The sequence below is a fragment of the Microbacterium lacusdiani genome (assembly GCF_054779895.1).
Genome location: NZ_BAAGXJ010000010.1, coordinates 57,648 through 82,591, shown reverse-complemented (window position 1 = coordinate 82,591; position 24,944 = coordinate 57,648). Strand labels below are relative to the sequence as shown.

Here is a 24,944-nt window from a genome sequence, read left to right as displayed (position 1 = left end):
GATGCGCGGCGCCTGCCGCGTATCGAGCTCTCCAGCCTATTCTCCCGCGCCCCGCGCGGCCATGGGCCCCTCGGCACCGGACGAGCACGTCCGGGCACGTCCGGGCACTCCCGGGCCGCCCGCTCCTCCGGTACGCTGGCCCCCTATGGTGGACCACTACTTCTCTGCGAGTCCCACCAGTGCCGAGAACCTCCGACGCATCCGCGTGCCCCTCGCGGGACGCACCGTGGAGCTGACCACAGCAGCCGGTGTGTTCAGTCCCGAACGACTCGATGCCGGGACGGCGGTGCTGCTCGCGAACGCCCCGGAGCCTCCCTCCGGCGGCGACTTCCTCGACCTCGGATGCGGCTGGGGACCGATCGCCCTCAGCATGGCCCTCTCCTCGCCGCACGCCCGGATCTGGGCGGTGGACGTGAACGAGCGCGCCCTGGACCTCGTCCGCCGCAACGCGGCCTCCCTGGGGCTCGAGAACGTCAACGCCGTGCTGCCGGAGGATGTTCCCGCGGAGGTCTCGTTCCGCACGATCCGCTCCAATCCGCCCATCCGGGTCGGCAAGTCGGTGCTGCACGAGCTCATGGAGACGTGGATCCCGCGGCTCGCCGAGCGCAGCGACGCGTACCTGGTCGTCAAGCGCGATCTGGGATCCGACTCGCTGCAGCGCTGGCTGGCCTCGACGTTCGACGACGGCTACAGCGTCTACCGCACCGCGACCGGCAAGGGATACCGCGTGCTGAAGGTGCGCCGCCACGGCACGCCGCGCACCGAGCCGCTTCAGCTGCCCGGGGTCTGATCGGCGACGCCGAGGCGCCGCAGGTCCTCCGGCGTGTCGACGTCGGCCAGCTCGGCGGCCGGCAACGGGATGCGGATGGCGTCGCCCACGGTCTCGAGGAGCGCGCGCAGGGGCCGGTCACGCGGATCGCCGAGAACGGCGACCCGGGCGCGCAGGACGCGCTCGTCCCACGCGGCGCACAGCGGCTGGTCCCGGCCCGACGGATCGACCGCGAGGGCCACCGCGCCGGGCGCCGCCGAAGCCAGCCGCCGCAGCGCGTCCGGGGTCACGAACGGCATGTCGCCGCCGAGCACCAGCACGACCCCGTCGGCGGGCGGCAGGGCCCCCAGCCCCGCGGCGATCGCGGCGAGAGGGCCCGCGAACGGCGGCTCCTCGCGCACGACGGCGACGCCGGCGGGCACCCCGGCCGGGTCGCCCACCACGACGGGCTCGGCGTCGATCGCCCGCAGCGCGCGCACCACGCGCGCCACGATCGGCTCGCCGCCCACCTCGATGGCGGGCTTGTGGCGGCCGCCGAGCCGTGACGAGCGGCCGCCCGCGAGGACGATCCCTCGCAGCGCCGGCGCCTCCATCCGCGGTCCGGTCAGGCGAGCGAGACGGTGCCGGTGTACACGAGCACGGCGGGGCCGGACAGCGACACGTGCTCGCCGTCCTCGGCGGGGAACATCCGGACGCCGAGCGTGCCGCCGGGCACCTCGACTCGCCAGTGGTCGGGCGCGTTCGCGCCCGCCCAGTCGCGCACGGCCAGCGCCGTGGCGGCGACGCCCGTGCCGCAGCTGAGCGTCTCGCCCACGCCGCGCTCGAAGACGCGCATGCGCACCCAGCCGACGCCGTCCTTCACGAGCGGCTCCCGCGGCACGACGAACTCGACGTTCGCCCCGTGCGGCGGCTCCGGCTCGATCGCGGGGCGATCGGTGAGGTCCAGGCCCTCGAGCTCCTCGTCGGACGCGAGGGCGACCACCACGTGCGGGTTGCCGACGTCGATGCCGAGGCCGGGACGCGCGACGCCCAGGCCCTTCGCGCGGACGAGAGGGTCGCCCGGCTCGGCGCGCCAGCGGCCGAGGTCGACCTGGTAGCCGGTCTCGCTGCGCATCACGTCGCGGACGCCGGCGCGGGTGCCGACGGGCAGGGTCGAGCCGGCGGGGAGCTCGGCCAGGCCGGCCTCGAGCAGGTAGTGCGCGAACACGCGCACGCCGTTGCCGCACATCTCGGCCTTGGAGCCGTCCGCGTTGCGGTAGTCCATGAACCACTCGGCCTCGGGCTCCTCCGCGAGCGCCGCGGCGCCCTCGGGGATGCGCGACGAGCGCACGACGCGCAGCAGGCCGTCGCCGCCGATCCCGAAGCGGCGGTCGCACAGCGCGGCGACCTGCTCGTCCGTGAGGTCCAGCTCGCCCTCGGGGTCGGCGACGATCACGAAGTCGTTGCCCGTGCCGTGGCCCTTGGTGAAGGCGATCTCGGTCATCGCACCAGTCTATTCGCGGGCGATGGCCGGCGGCGCGGCTCCCTCCGCGGCTCGGCCGTCGAGTCCGATGCTCAGTCGTCGGATCCCTGATGCGGGAGTGGCTGATGCGCGCGCTCGAGTGGGCACCAGCCCCTCCGATCCGGCAACCGAGCGGCCGATCCGACGACCGAGCGGCTCAGTCGTCCGGGATCAGCCGGTGACCCGCGACCCGCACCGTCTCGGCCTGGTAGCCGATGGCGTCGTAGTACGCGAGCACGGCTTCGTTGTCGGCGCGCACCATCAGCATCGCCTTGGGGCAGCCGAGGGCTTCGAGCCGTGTCTCCGCTTCTGCGATCAGCCGCCGGCCGATCCCCTCACCCCGTCGGTCCGCCGCGGTTGCGAGGTAGTACAGCCACCCGCGGTGCCCGTCGTACCCGGCCATGACCGATCCCACGACCCGGTCGCCGTCGGCCGCGACCAGAAGCAGATCCGGCCAGACGGCGCGGGCGCGCGCGAGGTCCTTGTGCGGGTCGTTCCACGGGCGGGTGAGACCCGCCTCGCTCCAGAGCGCGACGACCTGGGCGTCGTCGTCGGGTGCGCAGGGCCTGATGAGGACGGTCACCGATCGAGTCTGCCAGGCGCGCGCCGGCTCAGTGCAGCACGTACACCGCGTACTCGCCGTCGGTGCCCTCGCGCACGAACCCGCAGCGCTCGAGGAGGCGGCACGATGCCGTGTTGCCCTCGTGCGGATCGGCGTACAGCGGGCGGCCCCGCTCGCGCTCGAGGAACGCGCGCATGGCGGCGGAGCCGACGCCCCTCCCCCAGAAGCCGCGACCGAGCCAGTACCCGGTGAAGCGGCGGCCGTCGTCCGCGTCCCACGCCACGATGCTGCCGGCCACGGCGCCGTCGACCACGATGGTCTGGACGAACGAGTCTGGCCCGGCGAGCACGCGCGTGCGCCAGTGCCTCAGGAACGCGTCGCGCTCCCGGGGGACGAAGCGCGAGCGGGCGACCGCCTCGGGATCGTGCTCGTACGCCAGGAAGGTCTCGAGATCGTCCTCGACCACGTCGCGCAGCAGGATCTCCATGCGCCGACCCTGGCACGGACGTCGGACATCCGCGCCGGATCAGGCCCGGGCTGCGAGCGCCTCGGCGCTGGCCGTGCCGGCATCGAACCATGCGACGTCCAGGCCGGCGGCCGGCGCGTAGCGCTTGAACCACGACACCTGACGCCGCGCGTACCGCCGCGTGAGCGCCTGGGTCTCGGCGATCGCCTCGGCCTCGGTGAGCTCGCCCCGCAGCTGCGCCAGCGCCTGCGCGTAGCCGATCGCCCGGGACGCGGTCCGCCCCCGCTCGAGGCCCTGCTCACGCAGCCGCGCGGTCTCGTCCAGCATCCCGTCCGCCCACATCCGCTCGACCCGGCGGTCGAGGCGCTCGATCAGCGCGGCCCGCTCCATCCGCAGGCCCACCACGCTCGCGGGTCGCCAGGGCACGGGCTCCTCCGGCAGCGCGGCCCCATGGGTGGCTTCCCCCAGTGCGAGGATCTCGAGCGCCCGGACGACCCGCCGCCCGTTGCGGGGGTCCACCCGCGCCGCGGTCGCCGGGTCCTGCGCCCGAAGCCTCGCGTACAGCGCACCGGCGCCGTCGCGCTCGAGCTCGGCCTCGAGCGCCGCACGCAGCGCCTCGTCGCGCGGCGGGAAGCGGAAGTCGAACAGCACGCTCGACACGTACAGCCCCGATCCGCCCACGAGGATCGCGTGACGGCCGCGCGCGAGGATGTCGTCGATCGCGGCCCGCGCGTCGTCCTGGTAGCGGGCGACCGCGGCGTCCTCGGTCACGTCGAGCACGTCGAACAGATGATGCGGGATGCCCCGCCGCTCGGAAGCCGGCACCTTCGCCGTCCCGATGTCCATGCCGCGATAGAGCTGCATCGCGTCGGCGTTGACCACCTCGGCCCCCGGGCCGCGGGCGGCCAGGGCCTCGGCGAGATCCAGCGACAGGTCGCTCTTGCCGGTGCCCGTGGCCCCGACGATGGCGAAGAGCCTCGGGGTCACACGCCCACGCGGAGGGTGGGCAGGCCGAGCTTCACGGCGCCGGCCGCCGTGGTCGAGCCGGGCGCGGGGACGCCGCACGACTCGGCCTGCGAGCGATCCCAGGCGTCACCCGCTCGGGTGCGGCGGATGCGCAGCGGGGCGCCGTCCTTCGAGTCCGCGAGCAGGTGCGACGGGGCCGCGTGGGTGACCTCGACCGTGACGACGTCGCCCGGCCGCGGCAGCGGCGAGCCGGCGGGGACCTCGAAGTGCACGAGGCGGTTGTCCTCGGCACGGCCCGTGAGCCGGTGCGTCTCGGCGTCCTTCTTGCCCTCACCCGTCGACACCAGCACCTCGAGCGAGCGCCCGAGCTGCTTCTGGTTCTCCTCGAGCGTGATGCGCTGCTGCAGCGCGATCAGCCGGTCGTAGCGCTCCTGCACGACGTGCTTCGGCACCTGGTCGGGCATGGTCGCGGCGGGCGTGCCCTCGCGGATCGAGTACTGGAACGTGAACGCGCTGGCGAAGCGCGCCTGCTCGACCACCCGGAGCGTGTCCTCGAAGTCCTCGTCGGTCTCGCCGGGGAAGCCCACGATGATGTCGGTCGTGATCGCGGCGTGCGGGATGCGCTCGCGCACGCGGTCGAGGATGCCGAGGAACTTGGCGCTGCGGTACGACCTCCGCATGGCGCGCAGGATCGTGTCGCTGCCCGACTGCAGCGGCATGTGGAGCTGCGGCATGACGGCCGGGGTCTCGGCCATCGCTTCGATCACGTCGTCCGTGAACGCGGCGGGGTGCGGGCTCGTGAAGCGGATGCGCTCGAGGCCCTCGATCTCACCCGCGGCGCGCAGCAGCTTGCCGAACGCCTGGCGGTCACCGAACTCGACGCCGTACGAGTTGACGTTCTGGCCGAGCAGCGTGACCTCGATCGCGCCGTCCTCGACGAGCAGGCGGATCTCGTTCAGGATGTCGCCGGGCCGGCGGTCCTTCTCCCTGCCCCGGAGGCTCGGCACGATGCAGAACGTGCAGGTGTTGTTGCAGCCGACGGAGATCGAGACCCAGCCGCTGTAGACCGAGTCGCGCTTGGTGGGGAGCGTCGAGGGGAAGGTCTCGAGCGACTCGAGGATCTCCAGCTCGGCCTCGCCGTTGTGGCGGGCCCGCTCGAGCAGGCTGGGCAGCGACCCCATGTTGTGGGTGCCGAACACGACGTCGACCCACGGCGCCTTGCGCTGCACGGTCTCCTTGTCCATCTGCGCGAGGCAGCCGCCGACGGCGATCTGCATGCCGCCGTGCTTGTCTTTGCGGGACTTGAGGTGGCCGAGGGTGCCGTAGAGCTTGCCGGCCGCGTTGTCGCGCACCGCGCACGTGTTGATGATCACGACGTCGGCGTCCTCGCCGTCGGCCGCCCGCACGTAGCCCGCGCTCTCGAGCGAGCCGGCGAGCCGCTCCGAGTCGTGCACGTTCATCTGGCAGCCGAAGGTGCGCACCTCGTACGAGCGCGGCCGGCCGTCGGCGGTGACGGCGGCGGGCGAGGGCTCGATCAGAGTGGGGGCGCTGGAAGGGGTAGTCATGGCCTGCTCATTCTACGTTTCGCTGCCCCGGTGGGGCCCGGGAGCGCACGGGCCCGCGGCGGTGCTCAGTCGAACCGCACCGACGAGCGCGGACGCCTGGCCTCATCCAGCGCGGCGCGCGCCGCCGACATCGCCAGGCCGCCGTAACCGCGGCGGGCGAGCTGCCCGGCCAGGCGCCGCAGCGCCGTGTCGTCGTCGTAGCGCAGCAGCTGGGGGGCCTTGCCGCGCGCGTACTCGAGGGCGCGCTCGAAGTCGTCGTCGGGCAGCTCGGCCAGCGCCTGGTCGATCACGGCGCGATCGATGCCCCGCGCGGCGAGGCTCTGGGCGATCGCGCGGCGCCCCTGGTTCTTGCGCTCCACCCCTGCGTACACCAGCTGATCCGCGAGGGCCGCGTCGTCGAGCGCACCGAGCCGGACGAGCCGGTCGACGATCTCGTCGATCGCTTCGGCGTCGAGCTCGCTCTCGCGGAGCTTCGCGCGAGCCTCCGAGATCGACAGCGACCGGCGCCGCAGCGCCTTGATCAGCCGGTCCTCGGCCTGCTCGCGCAGCGCGCCGGCATCCGGCTCGGCGGGTTCCTCGTCCTCCGGGAGCTCCACGAAGCGCACGCCGCCCGATTTCTTGACCTCGAGCGGCTTCACGGGCGCAGGCCTTCGGTCGCCGGGCCGCGAGCCGAGGTCGCGCCACGTCGTGTGCCATCCCTCGCCCGTCGGATCGTCCGCGGCGGCCTCGCCGCCCCCGGCCGGAGCCGCCGGATCTGCCGCCGCCGCGCCTCCCCCGAAGAGGGGGATGACGGGGGCGAGGCGCTCCTCCTCGCCCACGTGGCCTCCTGTACCGGACATCACGCCGTGCGGCGGGCCGCCACCTCGGGCGCGGGCGCGTCGACCGCGGCGGTCTTGGGCTGGCCGACGCCGAGCTTCTCCTTGATCCGGTTCTCGATCTCGAGGGCCACGTCGACGTTCTCGATCAGGAAGTTGCGGGCGTTCTCCTTGCCCTGGCCGAGCTGGTCGCCGTCGTACGTGTACCAGGACCCGGACTTCTTGACGATCCCGTGCTCGACGCCGAAGTCGATCAGGCTGCCCTCGCGCGAGATGCCCGTGCCGTACAGGATGTCGAACTCGGCCTGCTTGAACGGCGGGGCCATCTTGTTCTTGACGACCTTGACGCGCGTGCGGTTTCCGACCGCTTCGGCGCCGTCCTTCAGGGTCTCGATGCGGCGGATGTCGAGACGCACGGAGGCGTAGAACTTGAGCGCCTTGCCGCCCGCGGTGGTCTCGGGAGAGCCGAAGAACACGCCGATCTTCTCGCGCAGCTGGTTGATGAAGATCGCGGTGGTCTTGGTCTGGTTCAGGCCACCCGTGAGCTTTCGCAGCGCCTGCGACATGAGTCGCGCCTGCAGACCCACGTGCGAGTCACCCATCTCGCCCTCGATCTCGGCGCGCGGCACGAGGGCCGCGACCGAGTCGATCACGACGAGGTCGATGGCGCCGGAGCGGATCAGCATGTCGGCGATCTCGAGCGCCTGCTCACCGGTGTCGGGCTGGGACACGAGCAGCTGGTCGATGTCGACGCCGAGCTTCTTGGCGTACTCGGGGTCGAGCGCGTGCTCCGCGTCGACGAACGCGGCGATGCCGCCCGCGCGCTGCACGTTGGCGATCGCGTGGAGCGTGAGGGTCGTCTTACCCGACGACTCCGGGCCGTAGATCTCGATGATGCGGCCGCGGGGCAGGCCGCCCACGCCGAGGGCGACGTCGAGGGCGATCGATCCGGTGGGGATCACCTCGACGGGCGCGCGCTCGTCGCTGCCCAGCCGCATGACCGAGCCCTTCCCGAACTGCTTGTCGATCTGGGCGAGGGCCGCGTCGAGGGCCTTCTCGCGATCGGCTGCTGATGCCATGACCTGCTCCTTCGTGCTCGTGTGTCCGTCGCCTGTAGGCTGTCGCGCCCCGCCCGGGCGGGCGGGCGGGGTCTGCGACAAGGCGCGTGGCTCAAGTGCCACCTGCCACGCTAGGCAGGGCCACCGACATCGAGTCCGGCGCCCCCGTCCCGGGGAGCAGATGAGCGGCATGTGCCACCTGGGGACGACACTACGCCGATCTCGAACGGATCTTCGAGGACACGCCGAAGGGGCGCATCCGCTCTTCGAACGCTCTCAGCGACGCGGCTCGAGCCGGCCCGCGCCGTAGCGGCGGCTGGCGGGCACGTCGGTCTCGGCGCACAGCGCGAGCCAGATCTCGCGCGGCGGCACGCCGTCCTCCAGGGCCTGCTCGGCCGTCCGGCCGATGCCGGGCAGCACGAGATCGCTGAGCAGCGACGCGCCGCGCGCGCCGAACTCCTCGTCGACCGCGCGCAGGAACTCGCTGCGCCTCATCGAGCGCTCAGCGCAGCGACAGCTCGGTGCCGACCTCGGCGACGAGGTCGTCCGGAACGACATCCGGGAACGGCTGCACGCCCTCGAGCACGGCGATGCGGTCGCCCACCTCGCGCATGATCGACGAGATCGGAACGTCGAGGGCCTCAGCCACCGACGCGAGGATCTCGCTCGACGCCTCCTTCTGCCCGCGCTCCACCTCACTGAGGTAGCCGAGCGCGACGCTCGCCCTGCTGGCGACCTGACGGAGGGTCTGGCCCTTCTGCTGACGCATGTCTCGCAGCACGTCGCCGATCTCTTGACGAACCAGAATCATCGCGGCCCCCTCCTCACTGCTCTCCCGACGGGTGCATAACAGTACAACACCGTCGCCGCCAATCTAATCCCGGGCACTGGATGCGGGATGGGAAATCCCCAAGATTCACGTCATCGAAACACACGAAAGCATCACGAGAGTGCATCGAAGGCGTCCTCGAGCGCCCGCACTCGCGCGGCCTCCCGGATGGCGGCGCGATCGCCCTCGAAGACGTGTGACGTCACGAACGTGCCCGACGGGAGCGAGACGCCGATGTGGACCGTGCCCACGGGCTGCCCGTCGGGCGAGTCCGGCCCCGCGATCCCGGTCGTCGAGATCCCCATGTCGGCGTCGCGGCCGCCCACCGCGAGCGCGTGCCGCACGCCGTCCGCCATCTGCCGCGCGACCTCGGGATCCACCGCGCCGTGCGCGCGGAGAAGACCGGCGTCGACGCCGAGCAGCGAGGTCTTGATCGCGCTGTCGTACGCGACCACTCCCCCGCGCAGCGTCAGCGAGGCGCCGGGGACCGACACGAGCGACGCCACCACGAGCCCGCCCGTCAGCGACTCGGCCACCCCGAGCGACCAGCCGCGTTCGCGCAGCAGCGAGAGCAGGCCGGCCTCGACGGTCATCGCGCCGCCCGCGCTCCCCGCACCTGCGCGACCACGTAGTCGATCCCGCTCGCGATCGTCAGGATGACAGCGAGCCACATCAGCACCAGCGTGACGATCGTGAACGGCTCGACGCCGATCAGCAGCCAGATCGGGAGCAGCGCCCACGAGAGCGCGACGGCCTGCACGAGCGTCTTGACCTTGCCCATCCACGCGGCCGCGACCACGTGCTCGTTCGCGATGACCAGGCGGTGGATCGTGATCCCCCACTCGCGGATCAGCATCACGATCACCATCCACCAGGGCACCTCGCCGAGGATCGCGAGCCCGATGAAGCCGGCGCCGGTGAGGAGCTTGTCCGCGATCGGGTCGAGGAGCTTGCCCAGATCCGTCACGATGTCGTGGCGGCGCGCGAGGTAGCCGTCCACCCAGTCCGTCGAGATGCCGACCACGAAGAGCACGGCGGCGATCCAGCGCAGCGCGAGGTCGTCGGCGCCGAGCCGCCCGCCCATCACGAGCAGGATCACGAAGAGGATCGCGAGCGGGATGCGCGCGATCGTGATCGCGTTGGGCAGCTGCCGGGGAATCGCCATGGGATCAGTCTCGCCCGGTCAGCTGCCAGGCGTCCTCGTCGCCCTCGTCGTCCTCCACCGGATATCCCTGGAACTGCGCCTCGATCGGATCCTCGCCGTAGCGGTCGTCGCCGTAGCCGTCGTCGGCGGCACCCGCGTCATCCGGGGCCCCGGCGGCGGCCGGTGCGGTCCGCGCGGGCGGCTCCTCGCCCTTGATGCGCGCCAGCACCTCGGGGAGCTGCTCCGGCGTCACCAGCACGTCACGCGCCTTGGAGCCCTCGGAGGGCCCGACGATCTCGCGGGATTCGAGCAGGTCCATGAGGCGCCCCGCCTTCGCGAAGCCCACGCGCAGCTTGCGCTGCAGCATCGAGGTCGACCCGAACTGGCTCGTGACGACCAGCTCGGCCGCGGCGAGGAGCACCTCGAGGTCGTCGCCGATGTCCTCGTCGATCTCCTTCTTCTTGGACTCGATGGCCTCCGCGACATCCGCGCGGTACTCGGGCCTGGCCTGGCCCGTGACGTGCTTGACGACGCGGTCGATCTCCTCCTCGGTGACCCACGCGCCCTGCACGCGGATCGCCTTCGAGGAGCCCATGGGCGAGAACAGCGCGTCACCCTGGCCGATCAGCTTGTCGGCGCCGCCCTCGTCGAGGATGACGCGGCTGTCGGTCACGCTCGTCACGGCGAACGCCAGGCGCGACGGCACATTGGCCTTGATCAGGCCCGTCACGACGTTCACCGACGGGCGCTGCGTGGCGAGCACGAGGTGGATGCCGGCCGCGCGCGCGAGCTGGGTGATGCGGACGATCGAGTCCTCGACGTCGCGCGGCGCCACCATCATCAGGTCGGCGAGCTCGTCGACCACGACCAGCAAGTAGGGGTACGGCTTGAGCACGCGCTCGCTGCCCGCCGGCACCTCCACCTCGCCGCGGGCGAGGGCCGCGTTGAAGTCGTCGACGTGGCGGAAGCCGAACGACGCGAGGTCGTCGTACCGCATGTCCATCTCCTTCACGACCCACTGCAGCGCCTCGGCCGCCTTCTTGGGGTTCGTGATGATGGGCGTGATGAGGTGCGGAACGCCCGCGTAGTTCGTGAGCTCCACGCGCTTGGGGTCGACGAGCACCATGCGCACCTCGCTGGGCTTCGCCCGCATGAGGATGCTGGTGATCATCGAGTTGATGAAGCTCGACTTCCCGGAGCCGGTCGAGCCGGCCACGAGCAGGTGCGGCATCTTGGCGAGGTTCGCGACGACGAAGCCGCCGCCCACGTCCTTGCCCACACCGACCGTGAGCGGGTGGCTCGACTTCTGCGCGGCGGCCGAGCGCAGCACGTCGCCCAGTGCGACCGTCTCGCGGTCCGTGTTGGGGATCTCGATGCCGATCGCGCTCTTGCCGGGGATCGGCGCGAGGATGCGCACGTCGTTCGACGCGACAGCGTACGAGATGTTGCTCTGAAGCTGCGTGATCCGCTCGACGCGCACGCCGGGCGCGAGCTCGATCTCGTACTGCGTGACGGTCGGGCCGCGCGAGAAGCCCGTGACCTTCGCCTCGACCTTGAACTCGGCGAGCACGCGCGTGAGCTGCTCGACGACGCGGTCGTTGGCCTCGCTGCGCGCCACGGACGGCGGGCCCGCCGACAGCGACGCGGGCGAGGGCAGCACGTACGGCGCGGCCGGCGGCTGCGGGCCGCGCGCGCCCGGGCCGTCCGTTCCGAAGCCGATCAGGCCCGGCAGCTCGCCCGTGTCGGAGTCGTCGCCGTCGCCCACGAGCCCGGTCGAGCCGCGCTCGGCGAGACCGCCGGTCAGGCCGCTGAGCGAGCTGAGCACGGCGGTGGCCGAGTCGGGCTCCGGCTCGGGTTCGGGGTCCGCAACGACGATCGCCTTGTCGTAGCCGCCGTCGCGCTGCTCCGTCAGCAGCTCCGTCAGATCCTGGGGCGAGTCGACGACATCCGGGTCCTCCTCGCGACCGGACTTGTTGCGGCGCCACCACGGCAGCGAGGCCTCGGACTCATCCTGCGGCAGCACCTCGGTCGCGGCGGTGGCCGCCGGGTCGACCTTGTCGCCGGGCTCGGGACGCTCGGCGCCGAACATCCACGCGTACAGGTCGCCCAGGCGCTGGCCGATGCGGTTCGGCGGCGTCTTGGTGATGATCAGGACGCTGAGCGCGGCGAGCAGCGACAGCGCGACGTACGCGCCGATGTCGGTGAGCAGCAGAGCCAGCGGCTCCCCGACCATCCACCCGAACAGGCCGCCCGCCTGGCTGAGGGCGGGCATCCCGAGCGAGGGCTGCGGGCGCTCGCCCGCGACGTGGCAGAAGCCGGCGACCGTGAGCGTGAGGAGCGCGAAGCCGATGCCGATCCGGCCGTTGTCGTGCACGGACGACGGATGGCGGAACAGCCAGCCGGCCAGCAGCAGCAGCGCGACCGGGAAGACGAACGCCGTGCGGCCGATCAGCCCGCCGAAGGTGTAGGCGCTGATGTTCGCCGCGACCTCGTGGCCGATGAAGAACCACTCGGTGACGGCACCGGCCACGGCGAGGAGCACGAGCAGCAGCGGGAATCCGTCGCGGCGCTGGTCCTTCTCGAGCGCCTCGAGGCCGAACGCGCGGAACAGGCCGCCGACCGCGTGGCCGAGGCCGTTCCAGGCGCGCACGGCGACCGGAGGCCGGTCGGAGGCCTCGAAGTAGGGCTTGGGGGCCGGATCCCGCTTCTTGCGCGCGCGCGAGCCGTTCGCGGCCTCGTTCTTCGAGGCCGCCCGGCTCCTGGTGCCGGAGGTCTTGGACGCGGCGGGCGTGCGTGGCATGCCTCCACGGTACGCGCGGGGGCCGACATCCCGCGGGAGCGACGCCGCGGATCCCCCGGATCCGCGCGGCTCGGCGGGTCAGCCGGCCAGTGCCCGCAGGCGCGCCACGTGGGCGGCGTGCTGCTGCGCGACCCACTCGTCCGCCAGCCGCGCGTCGGTGGTGGGCTCGCCGCCCGCCGCCTCGCGCTCGAGCGCGTCGAGATAGGCGCGATCCCGGGCGAACAGCACGGCGATCGCCTCGGAGCCCCGCGTGACCGGCCCGTGGCCGGGGACGATCACCCGCGTGCCGCGCCGCGCGGCCGCGGATTCGAGCAGGTCGAGCGCCGCGCGGTAGTCGCCGACCGGATCGGACGGCGGCTCGCGGTCCTCGCCGGCATGGCCGACGTCGAGCAGCGGGACCTCGCGCTGCGAGAGCATGTCGCCGACCAGCAGGGCCTCCCCCACCGCGAGGGCGAGGTGGCCGGGGACGTGGGCGTCGTGCCGCAGCACCGCGATCCCCGACGGCGCAGGCGGCGGAAGCTCGTCCGCCTCGTCCGGCAGCGCCGCGAGCACGCCGAACAGCTCCTCCTCGAGCCCGGGCGCGGCCTGGGCGGCCTCGGCCCACGAGCGCCCGCGGTCGCCCGCCATCACCGCGACGGCGCGCGCGGTCGCGAACCGGGGCACCTCGCCCAGGTCCGGGTGCCACAGCACGTGGTCCCAGTGCGGGTGCGTCGCCGCGCCCGCCGCGACCCGCCAGCCGCGCGCGCGGACCGCCGCGACGAGCCCGTCGAGCTCGGCCGTCGTGATCCCGGGGTCGACGATCAGGGCCGATCCGGAGCGGTCGACCACCACCACGGTGTTCGACGCCCAGATCTCCGACTCGGCGACGAACACGCCGGGGGCGACCTCCGCGAGCGACCGAGCGGTCATCCTGCGCGGCTCAGGCCTCGATGACGAGGGGGACGATCATCGGCCGGCGGCGCAGCGACTGGTTCACCCAGCGGCCGATCGTGCGGCGCACGGTCTGCGACAGGGCGTGGTTGTCGCGCACGCCCGACGCCGCTGCCTCCTCGAGCGCCTTGGCGATCTTCGGCTTGACGGCCTCGAACACCGCGTCGTCCTCGGCGATGCCCCGCGCGTGGATCTCGGGGCCCGTGATGATCCGGCCGGTCGCGGCGTCGACCACGACGATGACCGAGACGAAGCCCTCCTCGCCGAGCGTGCGGCGGTCCTTGAGGTCCGCGTCCGTGATCTCCCCCACGGTCGATCCGTCGACGTAGACGAAGCCGAGGTCGAGCTGCCCGGCGACGCGCGCGACGCCGTCCTTCAGGTCGACCACCGTGCCGTTCTCGCCGATGATGGTGCGCTCCTCCGGGATGCCCGTGTCCTGCGCGAGCTTGGCGTTCGCCATCAGGTGCCGGTACTCGCCGTGCACCGGGAGCACGTTCTTGGGCTTGAGGATGTTGTAGCAGTAGAGCAGCTCGCCCGCCGCCGCGTGACCCGAGACGTGGACCTTCGCGTTGGACTTGTGGACGACGTTCGCGCCGAGCTTGGTGAGCCCGTCGATCACGCGGTAGATCGACGTCTCGTTCCCCGGGATCTGGCTCGAGGCGAGGATCACGGTGTCGCCCTCGCCCGGCTCGATCGCGTGGTCGAGGTTGGCCATGCGGCTCAGCACGGCCATCGGCTCGCCCTGCGACCCGGTCGACATGTAGACGATCTGGTCGTCCGGGATGTCCTTGGCCTTCTTGTAGTCGACCAGCACGCCGTCCGGCACCTTGAGGTAGCCGAGCTCGGCGGCGATCGTCATGTTGCGCACCATGCTGCGCCCCAGCAGGGCGACGCGGCGGCCGTTGGCGGCTGCGGCGTCCAGCACCTGCTGCACGCGGTGCACGTGGCTCGAGAAGCTCGCCACGATCACCCGGCCGGGGGTCTTGGAGATCACCTGGTCGATGACCGGGCCGATCGCGCGCTCGGTGGGCGTGAAGCCGGGCACGTCGGCGTTGGTCGAATCGGGCAGGAACAGGTCCACGCCCTCCTCGCCGAGCCGTGCGAACGCGCGCAGGTCGGTGATCCGGCCGTCCAGCGGCAGCTGATCCATCTTGAAGTCGCCCGTGTGGAGCACGAGGCCGGCCGGCGTGCGGACCGCGACCGCGAGCGCGTCGGGGATCGAGTGGTTGACCGCCACGAACTCCAGGTCGAACGGGCCGATGTCCCAGCTCTCGTCCTCCTTGACCACCGTCAGGAGCGGCTTGATCCGGTGCTCCTTGAGCTTGGCCTCGACGAGCGCGAGCGTGAGGGCCGAGCCGATCAGCGGGATGTCCTGACGCAGCTTGAGCAGGTACGGGACGGCGCCGATGTGGTCCTCGTGGCCGTGCGTGAGGACCACGCCGACGATGTCGTCGAGGCGCCCCTTGATGGGCTCGAAGTCGGGCAGGATCAGGTCGACGCCGGGCTGATGCTCCTCGGGGAACAGCACGCCGCAGTCGATGATCAGGATCTTGCCGTCGAACTCGTACGTGGTCATGTTGCGGCCGACCTCGCCGAGGCCGCCGAGCGGGGTCACGCGCAGCGTGCCGGGCGCGACAGCGGGGGGATCGTAGACCGGAGTGGACATGGGTCCGCCTTTCGCGGGCGCCGCTCGCGCGGGCCCTTCCGGACGCCCGCGGGGCATCCGGATTCGTTGTTGTGTTGTGCTGTGCGGCCTTCTCGGCCGCGGGAGATCCGTGGGCGCGTCAGCGCGTGGTGCCCGGCACCTTGGGCAGGGCGCCGCCGGCGGCCGCGTTGCGGTCGGGGCGGAAGTTGGAGAAGTCGACGCCGTCGACGTCCTTCACGAGGGCGAGCTCGTCCTCGATGATGGCGGCCTCCCACTCCTCCGGACCCACGAGCGGCAGGCGCACGCGCGGGCTGGAGATGCGGCCGAGGCCGTGCAGGATGTACTTCGTCGAGACCGTGCCCGGGACGTGCGTCATGACGGCGCGGACGAGCGGCTCGAGCTTCTTGTGCTGCTCGGTGGCCGCGGCCAGGTCGCCGCGGTTCACCGCGTCGACGATCACGCGGTACGGCGCGGCGGCGATGTTGGCCGTCACGCCGATCAGGCCCGTGGCGCCGATCGCGAGGTGCGGCAGCACGTTGGCGTCGTCGCCCGAGAAGTACATCAGGTCGGTCTGGTTGAGCACGCGGCTGACCTCGCTGAAGTCGCCCTTGGCGTCCTTCACCGCGAGGATGTTCGGGTGCTTCGCGAGGCGCAGCATGGTCTCGTACTTGATCGGCACGCCGGTGCGGCCCGGGATGTCGTACAGGATGACCGGCAGATCCGTCGCATCCGCGACCAGCCGGAAGTGCGTCAGGATGCCCGCCTGGGTGGGCTTGTTGTAGTACGGCGTGACGATCATGATGCCGTCGGCGCCGGCCTTCTCGCTCTTCTGGTAGAGCTCGATCGCGTGCGCGGTCTCGTTCGAGCCGCCGCCCGTGATGATCTTGGCGCGGCCCGCGGCGACGTCCTTGCCGACCTCCACGAGGCGGATCTTCTCGGGGTCCGTGAGCGTCGAGGTCTCGCCCGTCGTGCCGGTGACGACGATCCCGTCGGCGCCCGACACGATCACGTCGTCGATGTGCTTCTCGACGGCGGGCCAGTCGACCTCGCCGTCGGCCGTCATCGGAGTGACGAGCGCGACGAGCACCTGTCCGAAGGGGTTGCCCGAGTGCGTCATGGCTCAAGGCTATCGCGCGCGGGCTGGGTGACTCACGCGCGCGCGTTGCCGCGCGGGTGCGCGCGGTGCGCGCAGTCGTCGGATCGCGCGCGCAGTCGTCGGAGTTGTGGGGCGCTCGTGACGGACCAGGCGCCAGGAGTCACACGCGTCGCGTCGCTCCGACGACTGGGCGGAGGCTCCGACGACCGAGCGTCTCGCGTGCGCCCAGGATCGCCGCCTCGACGATCGACCACTCGTACAGCACCTGCGCGTAGTCGAATCGGAGCGGGATGTACCCGAGCGCCAGTGCGCGGGCGTCGCGACCGAGATCCCTGTGCCGCTTCGACTCGCCATCGTGGTTCTCGCGGCCGTCGACCTCCAGGATGATCCGTCCGTCCAGGATGAAGTCGACGGTTCCGACGCCTTCGATCGGCACCTGCGCCCGCAAGGAGATTCCGAGCCGACCGAGCCGCAGCCGCACGAGCGATTCGAGACCGCTGTCGGCATCCGGCCGAGCGATGTCCACGAGGTACCGCATCCCCGCGTCCAGATGATCGCGGATCCAGGCACGAGCCCGCCCGGTCAGCTTGCCCAGGCGCCAAGCGGACTCGTAGGCGACGAAGAATGCCTCGGCGCCCTGGCATCCGGCGAGCTGCACGAGGGCGCGCGCGACGGAGACCACCCCGGGCCGCGCCGCGCCGGCGTCCCAATGCCCGACGCACGCGCACTGCGGGTGGGCGTGCCGCCGCCCCTTGCCGCCGAGCCACACGTGCACGCCATCGGCGTCGAGGACCCAGACGCCGTGCCGACGAAGGGCGGAGACGCAGGCGAGCGCCCCGCCGTGCACGGCGGCCGTGCGGACATCCTCGAGGGCGGTCGGCAGTGCGTACACGCCTTCGCGGAGGCGGTGGAGCTGACCTGCCGCACAGCACCGCCGCAGGTCCGAGCGACGGGCACCCGCCGCCAGCAGGTCCGCGGCTCTGGCGACTCCGTCCGTCCGCGCCATCCTGGCCGCGATCTCGTCGATGAACATGCCCCGACGATGGCGCCTCGCCCGTGGCCGCAGGCGGCTCCGGCGTCCGTTTGGGGAGGGTCCGCACGAGTCGGGTGGTTGTGAGCGAGCCATGGCGATCCGGTCGCCCCAGCCCACTCGTCGGATGCGCTGCTCGGTCGTCGGAGCAGTGATGCTTGAGTGACGTCAGCGACCTCATCCGCATCAGCCGCACCACTCATCCGACGACTGCGCGGCGGCCCCGACGACCGCACGCCGGGTCAGGAGCGGCGGAGGACCTCGAAGCGATAGCGGGTGCCGGTGCGGCTGGTGTGCCAGCCGCCGTCTGCCGGGTCGGAGCGGACGAGGTGCCACGAGTCGTCGATCTCGGGCGCGTAGGCGTCGCCGTCGACGTCGAGATCGATGCGCGTGACCCAGAGCTCGTCGAGCAGCGGCATGGCCTGGCGGTAGATCTCCGCTCCCCCGATGACCCACACCTCGTCGTCGAGCTTCGCGGCCTCCTCCAGGGCGTCGTCGAGCGAGTGGACGACCTGGGCGCCGGGGGCCTCGAAGCCCTCGTCGCGCGTGATGACGATGTTGGGGCGGTCCGGCAGCGGGCGGAAGCGCTCGGGGAACGACTGCCAGGTGCGGCGGCCCATCAGCACGGGGCATCCGCTCGTGGCGCGCTTGAAGAACGCCAGGTCCTCCGGCAGATCCCACGGCATGCCGCCCTGGGCGCCGATCGCGCCCGTGGACGCCTGAGCCCAGATCGCCCGGATGGGCATCAGACCGCGACCGCGCCGCGGATCGGCGGGTGGTGCTGGTAGTCGTGCAGCGCGAAGTCCTCGAACTCGTACTCGAAGATCGAGGCGGGCTTCCGCGTGATCTCGAGCGTCGGGTACGGGTAGGGCTCGCGCGAGAGCTGCTCGGCGACCTGCTCGCGGTGGTTGTCGTAGATGTGGCAGTCGCCGCCGGTCCACACGAACTCGCCGGGCTCGAGACCGGTCTGCTGCGCCATCATGAGCGTCAGGAGCGCGTACGACGCGATGTTGAACGGCACGCCGAGGAACATGTCGGCGCTGCGCTGGTAGAGCTGGCACGACAGCTTCCCGTCGGCGACGTAGAACTGGAACATCGCATGGCACGGCGCGAGCGCCATGTCGGGGATGTCCGCCGGGTTCCACGCCGACACCAGGATGCGCCGCGAGTCGGGGTTCGTCCGGATCTGGTCGACCGCCTGCTGGATCTGGTCGATCTGCTCGCCGCTCGGCGTCGGCCAGGACCGCCACTGCACGCCGTACACGGGCCCGAGTTCACCCTCGGCGTCGGCCCATTCGTCCCAGATCGTGACGCCGCGCTCCTGCAGCCACCGCACGTTGGAGTCGCCGCGCAGGAACCACAGCAGCTCCAGCGCGACCGACTTGAAGTGCACGCGCTTCGTGGTGATCAGGGGGAAGCTCTGCGAGAGGTCGTAGCGCAGCTGGCGGCCGAACACGCTGGTCGTCCCCGTGCCCGTCCGGTCGTCCTTGTGCGTGCCGTGCTCGAGCACGTCGCGCAGCAGGTCCTCATAGGGGGTCGGGATCGCCTGGCTCACGTGATCAGGGTAGCCCGGGCGAGGGACATCCGGATCAGCCGCACGGCGATCCGCGACGGCGCGCGCGGGCGTGGAGTTCTCCCCTCGTTCACCCGCCGGTCGACGGCGCGTCGCCCGGCGTGACCACGCTGGGCGACGTGACATCCCTCCCCTCGCGTCGCCGGCTCGCAACGCCCGCCGCGCTCACCGCACTGACAGCCACCGCCCTCATCGCGGCCCTCGTGCCGGCGCCCGCCGTCGCGCAGACCGCGCCCGCCGCATCGGGCGGCACCCCGCCGGCGCACGCCGCTGCGACGACCGTCCCGACGCTGGTCGCCCGCGCGACCCTGTCGGCCGACTTCCTCGCCCCGGGCCCCGACTCGGGTGCCGCGGTGACGCCGAACAACGGGCGCAGCGGCCCGTTCGACGGCCAGGTCATCCCGGGCTTCTCGGCCATGGTGGACAACGGCGACGGGACGTTCTGGGCGCAGCCCGACAACGGATTCGGCTCGAAGGGCAACTCGGCCGACTTCCTGCTGCGCAACTACCTGGTGCGCCCGGCCTGGCAGACGGCCGAGGGCGGCGCGGGCGAGATCGAGATCGAGTCGTTCATCGAGTACAACGACCGCAACGACGTGCTCGACTTCCCGATCGTGAACGAGGACACCGACGAGCGCCTGCTGACCGGCGCCGACTTCGACATCGAGTCGGTCGTGCGGGCCAAGGACGGCACGTTCTGGGTCGGCGAGGAGTTCGGCCCGTTCCTGCTGCACTTCGACGCCGACGGCACGCTGCTCGAGAAGCCGTTCCCGCTCGAGGGCGCCGCGTCGCCGCAGAGCCCCTATCTCGCGCCGGGCGAGCAGCCCACGGTCGCCGCGAGCCGCGGCTTCGAAGCCATGGCCGGCTCGCAGGACGGCCGCTACCTCTACCCCGTGCTCGAGGGCGCCTACCTCGCCGACGAGGACCAGCGCCGCCGCGTGATCCACCAGTTCGACACCCGCACCGGCGCGTACACCGGCCGCACGTGGTCGTACCAGGCCGACCAGGCCACGGACGTGATCGGCGACGCCTTCGCGACCCCGAACGGCGAGCTGCTGCTCATCGAGCGCGACGACTTCGAGGGCGCGCAGTCGGTCATCAAGCGCGTCTACCGCGTCGACCTGAAGCGCACGGACGCCGAGGGCAACCTCCGCAAGACCCTCGTGCTCGACGCGCTCCGGATCGACAACCCGCACGGCATCGACGCGGGCGAGGGCTACGGCCTCGGCGACACCTACTCGCTGCCCGTGCAGTCGTTCGAGACCGTGCTGCAGCTCCGGGACGGAACGCTGCTGATCGGCAACGACAACAACTATCCCGGCAACGACGCGCGCAACACGGGCACGCCGGATGACACGGAGTTCGCGATCGTCGACCTCGAGCGCACCGTCTCGAAGGCCGACGCCGTGACCGTCGTGGCCCACCGCGGCGCCAGCGGCTACCGCCCCGAGCACACGCTCGCGGCGTACGAGACGGCCATCACGCAGTGCGCCGAATTCATCGAGCCGGACGTCGTCGCGACGAAGGACGGCGTGCTCGTCGCCCGCCACGAGAACGAGATCGGCGGGACGACGGATGTCGCCAGCCGACCCGAGTTCGCCGACCGACGCACCACGAAGACGATCGACGGCGTCGCGGTGACGGGCTGGTTCACGGAGGACTTCACGCTCGCCGAGCTGCGCACGCTCCGCGCCGAGGAGCGCCTGCCCGACGTGCGCCCGCAGAGCGCCGCGTTCGACGGCCTGTACCTCATCCCGACCCTGGACGAGGTCATGGACCTGGCGCGCCACTCGCTGACCTGCGACGGCCGCCCGGTCGGCGTCTACCCCGAGACGAAGCACCCGACGTACTTCGACTCGATCGGCCTGTCGCTCGAGGAGCCGCTCGTGGCCCAGCTGCAGCGCAACGAGCTGGATGACGCCGAGGCCCCGGTCATCCTGCAGAGCTTCGAGACCGGCAACCTGCGGGACCTGAACGAGCAGACCGACGTCACGCTCGCGCAGCTCATCAGCAGCTCGGGCGCGCCGTACGACCTGGCCGCCGCGGGCGACCCGCGCACCTACGCCGACCTCGTGACGCCCGAGGGTCTGGCCGAGATCGCGACGTACGCCGACGGGATCGGCGCGGAGAAGAACGTGATCATCCCGCGCAACGCCGACGGCACGCTGTCGGCGCCGAGCCCGGTCGTCGACGACGCCCACGCGGCGGGCCTCGACGTCCACGCGTGGACGTTCCGCGTCGAGAACCGCTTCCTCGCGGCGGACTTCCGCTCGAGCAGCGACCCGAACGCGGCCGGTGACCTGGCCGGCGAGATCCGGGCGTTCCTCGACGCCGGCATCGACGGCCTGTTCAGCGACAACCCCGACATCGCCGCCACGACCGTCGCGGGCTGACGCACCCTGCCCAAGGGGCCGGATCGCCGGAGGGCGATCCGGCCCCGTCCTGTTACCGCGTGCGTCGCCGGCGGGACGCGCCCGTGCCGGTCCGCGTTAGCCTTCCCGCGTGGACCCGATCACCGCCTTCGCCGTGCTCGCGGCCGTGCTGGCAGTCGCGACGGCGATCGGCGTGCTGCTCCGCCGCCGCGAGGGACGCGTGCGGCACCGCGCGCACGACATCGCGCACGTGTCCGCGCACTCCCTGGGGCTGGATCCGGCCGACGTCGCGTTCGGCGAGACCGCGACGCTGCTGCAGTTCAGCACCGAGTACTGCACGCGCTGCCCGGCCGCGCGCCGGCTGCTGGGCGCCGTCGCGGACGAGCGCCCCGGCGTGACGCACGTGGACGTCGACCTCACGCAGCGCCCGCACGTCGCCCGCCACTACGGCGTGCTGCAGACCCCCACCACCCTGATCGTCGACGGACGCGGCGCGGTCCGCGGCCGCATCGGCGGCGCGCCGCGCCGCGACGACGTGATCGCCGAGCTCGACCGCCTCGAGGAGGACGCCCGTGTCTGAGTCACCCGCCGGAATCGACCCGCGCGGACCGCGCTTCGCGGCCGCCATCACGACCGTGCTCCTCGCGGTCGCGACGTACCTCGCGCTGGTGGGCACGTCGCCGCGGCTCGGCGAACCCGTCAGCTTCGGCTGGTTCGCGTACCAGCCGCTCGCCGACGCGACGTTCCACCCCGGTCTCGCGCCGTGGCGGCACCTCGCCGACCCCGCGTTCATCCTGCTGGTCGTCATCGCCGCCCTGTTCCTGTGGGCCGTGGTCTCGCCCCGCACCGCGCCGTGGGGCGTCGTGTTCCGCCACCTCGTGCGGCCGCGCCTGGCGCCGCCCGCCGAGCTCGAGGACCCCCGCCCGCCGCGGTTCGCGCAGGGCGTCGGCCTGTTCGTCACGGGCGCAGGACTCATCCTGCACGCGGCCGGCGTGCCGTGGGCGCTCGTGATCGCGGCCGCGGCGGCGCTGATCGCCGCGTTCCTGAACGCGGCGTTCGGCTTCTGCCTCGGCTGCCAGATCTACCTGCTCCTGCAGCGGGCGGGCCTGATCGGACGCTCCCGGGCCGCATGACCCGTGACGTCGGCGCGGGGCGTCGATAGGCTGGCCGCGACCGCAACCGCACCGATTCGGAGGACGTCATGACCGTCACGAGCGAAGCCACCACCGCCTGGACCGGAAGCCTGATGGAGGGATCCGGAACCGTCTCGTTCGGATCCGGGATCGGATCGTTCCCCGTGAACTGGAAGGCGCGTTCCGAGGGCTCGGACTCGACCACCACGCCCGAGGAGCTCATCGCCGCCGCGCACGCCTCCTGCTTCAGCATGGCGCTGTCGCACGCTCTGGCGCAGAACGGCACCCCGCCCGAGAAGCTGGACACGACCGCCTCGGTCACGTTCAAGCCGGGCACCGGCATCACCGGCAGCCACCTCAACGTCAACGCGGTCGTCCCCGGCCTCGACGCCGCCAAGTTCCAGGAGATCGCGGAGGGCGCCAAGTCGGGCTGCCCGGTCTCGCAGGCGCTCGCGGGCGTCGACATCACCCTGGAGGCGACGCTTGCGTAGCAAGCCGCTTCCGGTCGTTGAGCGAGGAGCGCAGCGACGAGTCGAAATGCAGACGCTGGCCTGATGCACGTCGTCGTCGGGGGCGCGTCCGGTCTGATCGGGCGCGCCCTCGTCTCGTCTCTGGAGCACGACGGTGCGCGAGTCACGCGGCTCGTGCGCCGGGATCCCGCGGGCCCGGACGAGGTGCGCTGGCTGGACGGCCATCCGCTCGACCCCGCGGTCCTCGCCGGCGCCGACGCGGTCGTGGGGCTCAACGGCGCGAGCATCGGCCGGCTGCCGTGGACGCGCCGCTACCGCAGCGAACTGGTGTGGTCGCGGCTCACGCCGACGCGCGCGCTCGCCCGGGCGATCGAGGCGCTGCCCGCCCGTGAGCGCCCGCTGCTCGTGTCGGCCAGCGGCGTCGGGTACTACGGCTCCGCGCCGGGACGGGTGCTCACGGAGGAGGCGCCCGCCGGCGACACGTTCCTCGCCGCCCTCTGCGTCGAGTGGGAGAACGCCGCGCGCATCGCCGGCGACCGGGTCGCGCTGCTGCGCACCGCCCCCGTGGTGCACGCCGAGGGCGTGCTGAAGCCGCTGATCGCGCTCACGCGCGCGGGCGTGTCCGGCCCGATCGGCCCCGGCACGCAGGCCTGGCCGTGGATCTCGCTCGACGACGAGATCGCGGCCATCCGGCACGTGATCGACGCCGGGCTCACCGGGCCGGTGAATCTCGCCGGCCCGACACGCGCGACGGCGAACGACCTGGGCTTCGCGCTGGCGGTCCGGATGAACCGGCCGTTCGTCGTGCCCGCTCCCGCGCTCGCCCTGCGCGCGGCGCTCGGGGCGGATGCCGCCGAGGGTCTGCTCCTGGCCGACGCGCACGTCGTCCCCGACGCGCTGCGGACATCCGGGTTCGCGTTCCGGCATCCGACCGTCGAGGACGCGATCGCCGCGGCGATCCCGGGCTAGCGGCTCAGCGCGTCGCCGCCTCGCGCCGGATGGCCTCGCGCGCGGCGCCGCGCGCCCGGCGACGGTCGCCCGCGGCATCGTAGGCCAGGCTGAGGCGGAACCACGCGCGCCAGTCGTCGGGCGCCGCCTCGACCTCGGCGCGGTAGCGCGGGAACAGCGCGTCGCCGTCCGCGCGCGAGATGCGGCCGCTCGGGGTCGTGGCGACCACGTCGTCGGGAAGTCCGCCCTCGGCCTCCAGGCGACGGGCCAGCTGCTCAGCGCGCACGCCGAACCAGAGCTCGCGCCCCAGGGCCCAGATCGCGATCAGCGGCAGGGCGATGAGCGCGACGCCCATCGCGATGCCCACGGGCTCCCCGGTCTGCACGAGCTGCACGGCTCGCCATCCGATGAGCACGATGTAGAGCGCCAGAAGCGCGGCCATCACGGCCACGCCGATGCGGACGCTCACGCGCTGGTCGCCTGCGCGACCTGACCGGGCGCCGTGCCGGCGTCGACGGGCTTGCCGTCGAGCGTGCGGGGCGCGCCGAAGCCGATGTCGATGAAGCTCTCGAGGCCGATCACGACGCCGCGCACGTCGACCGCGTGCTCGAGCGCGATCCGGATGCCCGGCGCGTACGCGGCGGCGGGATCCGTCGTGTCGTGCACGATCGACAGGGCCTCGCCCGGGCCGGACAGGATCGTCTCCTGCCGCGCGATCACGCCGGGGCGGCGGAGCGAGTGCACGGGCACGCTGGCGACCTGCTGGCCGCGGGCGCGCTGGTCGGCGTGCGGGGCCTCGACGGGGGCGCGGCGGGCAGCCGTGATCAGCTCGGCCGTGCGCACGGCCGTCCCGCTCGGCGAATCGACCTTGGTGTCGCGGTGCGCCTCGACGATCTCGGCGAACGGGAAGAACCGCGCCGAGGCCGCGGCGATCGCGCTGCCGATCACGGAGCCCAGCGAGAAGTTCGGGATGAACACCGCGCCCGTGCCGGCGGCGTCCACGAGGGGGCGCACGAGCGCGATGCGCTCGGCCGACCAGCCGCTCGTGCCGACCAGCACGTTCAGGCCGCGCTCGATCGCGGCGCGGACGACGTCGATGCTGACCGCCGGAGTGGACGCGTCGACCACGAGGTCCGCACCGTCGAGCTCGGCCAGGTCGCTGCCCGAGCCGAGCACCGAGACGACCTCGAAGCCGTCGAGCTCGCCGATGACCTCGTGGATGATGCTCCCGAGCTTGCCGGTGCCGCCGACGAGGGCGATCCGTGTCGTCAT

At 72.5% G+C, this 24,944-nt stretch carries 27 protein-coding genes; 6 read left to right on the top strand and 21 right to left on the bottom strand.

Features of this window, described 5'->3' with window-relative positions; all coding sequences use genetic code 11:
* Positions 1–145 precede the first annotated feature (145 nt).
* Positions 146–790 carry a class I SAM-dependent methyltransferase gene (locus tag ACYVGN_RS08470; RefSeq protein WP_134745785.1) on the top strand — a complete coding sequence of 215 codons (645 nt, stop codon included), beginning with the start codon at positions 146–148 and terminating at the stop codon, positions 788–790.
* Here ACYVGN_RS08470 and mobA read toward each other — a convergent pair.
* The 19 genes from mobA to ACYVGN_RS08375 form a co-directional block, all read right to left on the bottom strand.
* A complete protein-coding gene (gene mobA / locus ACYVGN_RS08465; RefSeq protein WP_460790101.1) occupies positions 772–1,362 on the bottom strand; it encodes a molybdenum cofactor guanylyltransferase in 591 nt (196 codons plus the stop codon). The genes ACYVGN_RS08470 and mobA overlap by 19 nt on opposite strands.
* A gap of 11 nt (positions 1,363–1,373) precedes the next feature.
* Positions 1,374–2,252, bottom strand: a complete 879-nt coding sequence (gene dapF, locus ACYVGN_RS08460; protein WP_460790100.1) for a diaminopimelate epimerase — start codon at positions 2,250–2,252, stop codon at positions 1,374–1,376.
* A 175-nt stretch (positions 2,253–2,427) separates the two neighbouring features.
* Positions 2,428–2,853: a GNAT family acetyltransferase gene (locus ACYVGN_RS08455; RefSeq protein WP_460790098.1), complete on the bottom strand. Its 426-nt coding sequence runs from the start codon at positions 2,851–2,853 to the stop codon at positions 2,428–2,430.
* A 28-nt stretch (positions 2,854–2,881) separates the two neighbouring features.
* Positions 2,882–3,319 (bottom strand): GNAT family N-acetyltransferase, encoded by a 438-nt coding sequence (locus ACYVGN_RS08450; protein ID WP_460790096.1) that lies wholly within the window; start codon positions 3,317–3,319, stop codon positions 2,882–2,884.
* Positions 3,320–3,358: 39 nt separating this feature from the next.
* Positions 3,359–4,285 carry a tRNA (adenosine(37)-N6)-dimethylallyltransferase MiaA gene (miaA, locus tag ACYVGN_RS08445; RefSeq protein WP_460790094.1) on the bottom strand — a complete coding sequence of 309 codons (927 nt, stop codon included), beginning with the start codon at positions 4,283–4,285 and terminating at the stop codon, positions 3,359–3,361.
* A complete protein-coding gene (gene miaB / locus ACYVGN_RS08440) occupies positions 4,282–5,829 on the bottom strand; it encodes a tRNA (N6-isopentenyl adenosine(37)-C2)-methylthiotransferase MiaB (protein ID WP_460790093.1) in 1,548 nt (515 codons plus the stop codon). Before miaB ends, miaA begins: the two co-directional genes overlap by 4 nt.
* A 65-nt stretch (positions 5,830–5,894) precedes the next feature.
* Complete coding sequence (locus ACYVGN_RS08435) at positions 5,895–6,647, bottom strand: regulatory protein RecX (protein WP_460790091.1); 753 nt, start codon at positions 6,645–6,647, stop codon at positions 5,895–5,897.
* A gap of 20 nt (positions 6,648–6,667) precedes the next feature.
* Positions 6,668–7,723 carry a recombinase RecA gene (gene recA, locus ACYVGN_RS08430; RefSeq protein WP_055993302.1) on the bottom strand — a complete coding sequence of 352 codons (1,056 nt, stop codon included), beginning with the start codon at positions 7,721–7,723 and terminating at the stop codon, positions 6,668–6,670.
* 255 nt (positions 7,724–7,978) lie between these two features.
* Complete coding sequence (locus tag ACYVGN_RS08425) at positions 7,979–8,197, bottom strand: DUF3046 domain-containing protein (RefSeq protein WP_460790089.1); 219 nt, start codon at positions 8,195–8,197, stop codon at positions 7,979–7,981.
* Between the two features lie 7 nt (positions 8,198–8,204).
* Positions 8,205–8,513, bottom strand: a complete 309-nt coding sequence (locus ACYVGN_RS08420) for a helix-turn-helix domain-containing protein (RefSeq protein WP_055993297.1) — start codon at positions 8,511–8,513, stop codon at positions 8,205–8,207.
* Between the two features lie 131 nt (positions 8,514–8,644).
* Entirely contained in the window at positions 8,645–9,124 is a 480-nt protein-coding gene (locus ACYVGN_RS08415; RefSeq protein WP_460790087.1) for a CinA family protein, read from the bottom strand.
* Positions 9,121–9,696, bottom strand: coding sequence for a CDP-diacylglycerol--glycerol-3-phosphate 3-phosphatidyltransferase (gene pgsA / locus ACYVGN_RS08410; protein ID WP_460790086.1), 576 nt, complete (start codon positions 9,694–9,696; stop codon positions 9,121–9,123). The genes ACYVGN_RS08415 and pgsA overlap by 4 nt, the downstream gene beginning before the upstream one ends.
* A 4-nt stretch (positions 9,697–9,700) precedes the next feature.
* Positions 9,701–12,475 (bottom strand): FtsK/SpoIIIE family DNA translocase, encoded by a 2,775-nt coding sequence (locus tag ACYVGN_RS08405; protein ID WP_460790085.1) that lies wholly within the window; start codon positions 12,473–12,475, stop codon positions 9,701–9,703.
* A gap of 78 nt (positions 12,476–12,553) precedes the next feature.
* Positions 12,554–13,384, bottom strand: coding sequence for an MBL fold metallo-hydrolase (locus ACYVGN_RS08400; protein WP_460790083.1), 831 nt, complete (start codon positions 13,382–13,384; stop codon positions 12,554–12,556).
* 10 nt (positions 13,385–13,394) lie between these two features.
* A complete protein-coding gene (locus ACYVGN_RS08395) occupies positions 13,395–15,071 on the bottom strand; it encodes a ribonuclease J (RefSeq protein ID WP_055993287.1) in 1,677 nt (558 codons plus the stop codon).
* A gap of 118 nt (positions 15,072–15,189) precedes the next feature.
* Entirely contained in the window at positions 15,190–16,167 is a 978-nt protein-coding gene (dapA, locus tag ACYVGN_RS08390; RefSeq protein WP_055993285.1) for a 4-hydroxy-tetrahydrodipicolinate synthase, read from the bottom strand.
* Positions 16,168–16,306: 139 nt separating this feature from the next.
* Positions 16,307–17,038 (bottom strand): endonuclease domain-containing protein, encoded by a 732-nt coding sequence (locus ACYVGN_RS08385; RefSeq protein ID WP_235563051.1) that lies wholly within the window; start codon positions 17,036–17,038, stop codon positions 16,307–16,309.
* Between the two features lie 380 nt (positions 17,039–17,418).
* Entirely contained in the window at positions 17,419–17,922 is a 504-nt protein-coding gene (locus ACYVGN_RS08380) for a dihydrofolate reductase (protein WP_460790081.1), read from the bottom strand.
* A complete protein-coding gene (locus ACYVGN_RS08375; RefSeq protein WP_460790079.1) occupies positions 17,922–18,731 on the bottom strand; it encodes a thymidylate synthase in 810 nt (269 codons plus the stop codon). The genes ACYVGN_RS08380 and ACYVGN_RS08375 overlap by 1 nt, the downstream gene beginning before the upstream one ends.
* A 137-nt stretch (positions 18,732–18,868) precedes the next feature.
* On the opposite strand from ACYVGN_RS08375, the gene ACYVGN_RS08370 reads away from it, so the two are divergent.
* The 5 genes from ACYVGN_RS08370 (at position 18,869) to ACYVGN_RS08350 (ending at position 23,693) form a co-directional block, all read left to right on the top strand.
* Complete coding sequence (locus ACYVGN_RS08370) at positions 18,869–21,142, top strand: esterase-like activity of phytase family protein (RefSeq protein WP_460790077.1); 2,274 nt, start codon at positions 18,869–18,871, stop codon at positions 21,140–21,142.
* Positions 21,143–21,251: 109 nt separating this feature from the next.
* Positions 21,252–21,701 carry a TlpA family protein disulfide reductase gene (locus tag ACYVGN_RS08365; RefSeq protein ID WP_134745703.1) on the top strand — a complete coding sequence of 150 codons (450 nt, stop codon included), beginning with the start codon at positions 21,252–21,254 and terminating at the stop codon, positions 21,699–21,701.
* Positions 21,694–22,254, top strand: a complete 561-nt coding sequence (locus ACYVGN_RS08360) for a DUF4395 domain-containing protein (protein ID WP_460790075.1) — start codon at positions 21,694–21,696, stop codon at positions 22,252–22,254. Before ACYVGN_RS08365 ends, ACYVGN_RS08360 begins: the two co-directional genes overlap by 8 nt.
* A gap of 68 nt (positions 22,255–22,322) precedes the next feature.
* Positions 22,323–22,745: an OsmC family protein gene (locus ACYVGN_RS08355; RefSeq protein ID WP_055993275.1), complete on the top strand. Its 423-nt coding sequence runs from the start codon at positions 22,323–22,325 to the stop codon at positions 22,743–22,745.
* 63 nt (positions 22,746–22,808) lie between these two features.
* Positions 22,809–23,693 carry a TIGR01777 family oxidoreductase gene (locus tag ACYVGN_RS08350; protein ID WP_460790074.1) on the top strand — a complete coding sequence of 295 codons (885 nt, stop codon included), beginning with the start codon at positions 22,809–22,811 and terminating at the stop codon, positions 23,691–23,693.
* Positions 23,694–23,697: 4 nt separating this feature from the next.
* Here the strand turns inward: ACYVGN_RS08350 and ACYVGN_RS08345 are convergent, their stop codons facing one another.
* Together ACYVGN_RS08345 and ACYVGN_RS08340 are read right to left on the bottom strand one after the other, a co-directional pair.
* A complete protein-coding gene (locus ACYVGN_RS08345; RefSeq protein WP_460790072.1) occupies positions 23,698–24,141 on the bottom strand; it encodes a hypothetical protein in 444 nt (147 codons plus the stop codon).
* On the bottom strand, positions 24,138–24,944 hold the full coding sequence (locus ACYVGN_RS08340) for a 4-hydroxy-tetrahydrodipicolinate reductase (protein ID WP_460790070.1): 807 nt from the start codon (positions 24,942–24,944) through the stop codon (positions 24,138–24,140). The genes ACYVGN_RS08345 and ACYVGN_RS08340 overlap by 4 nt, the downstream gene beginning before the upstream one ends.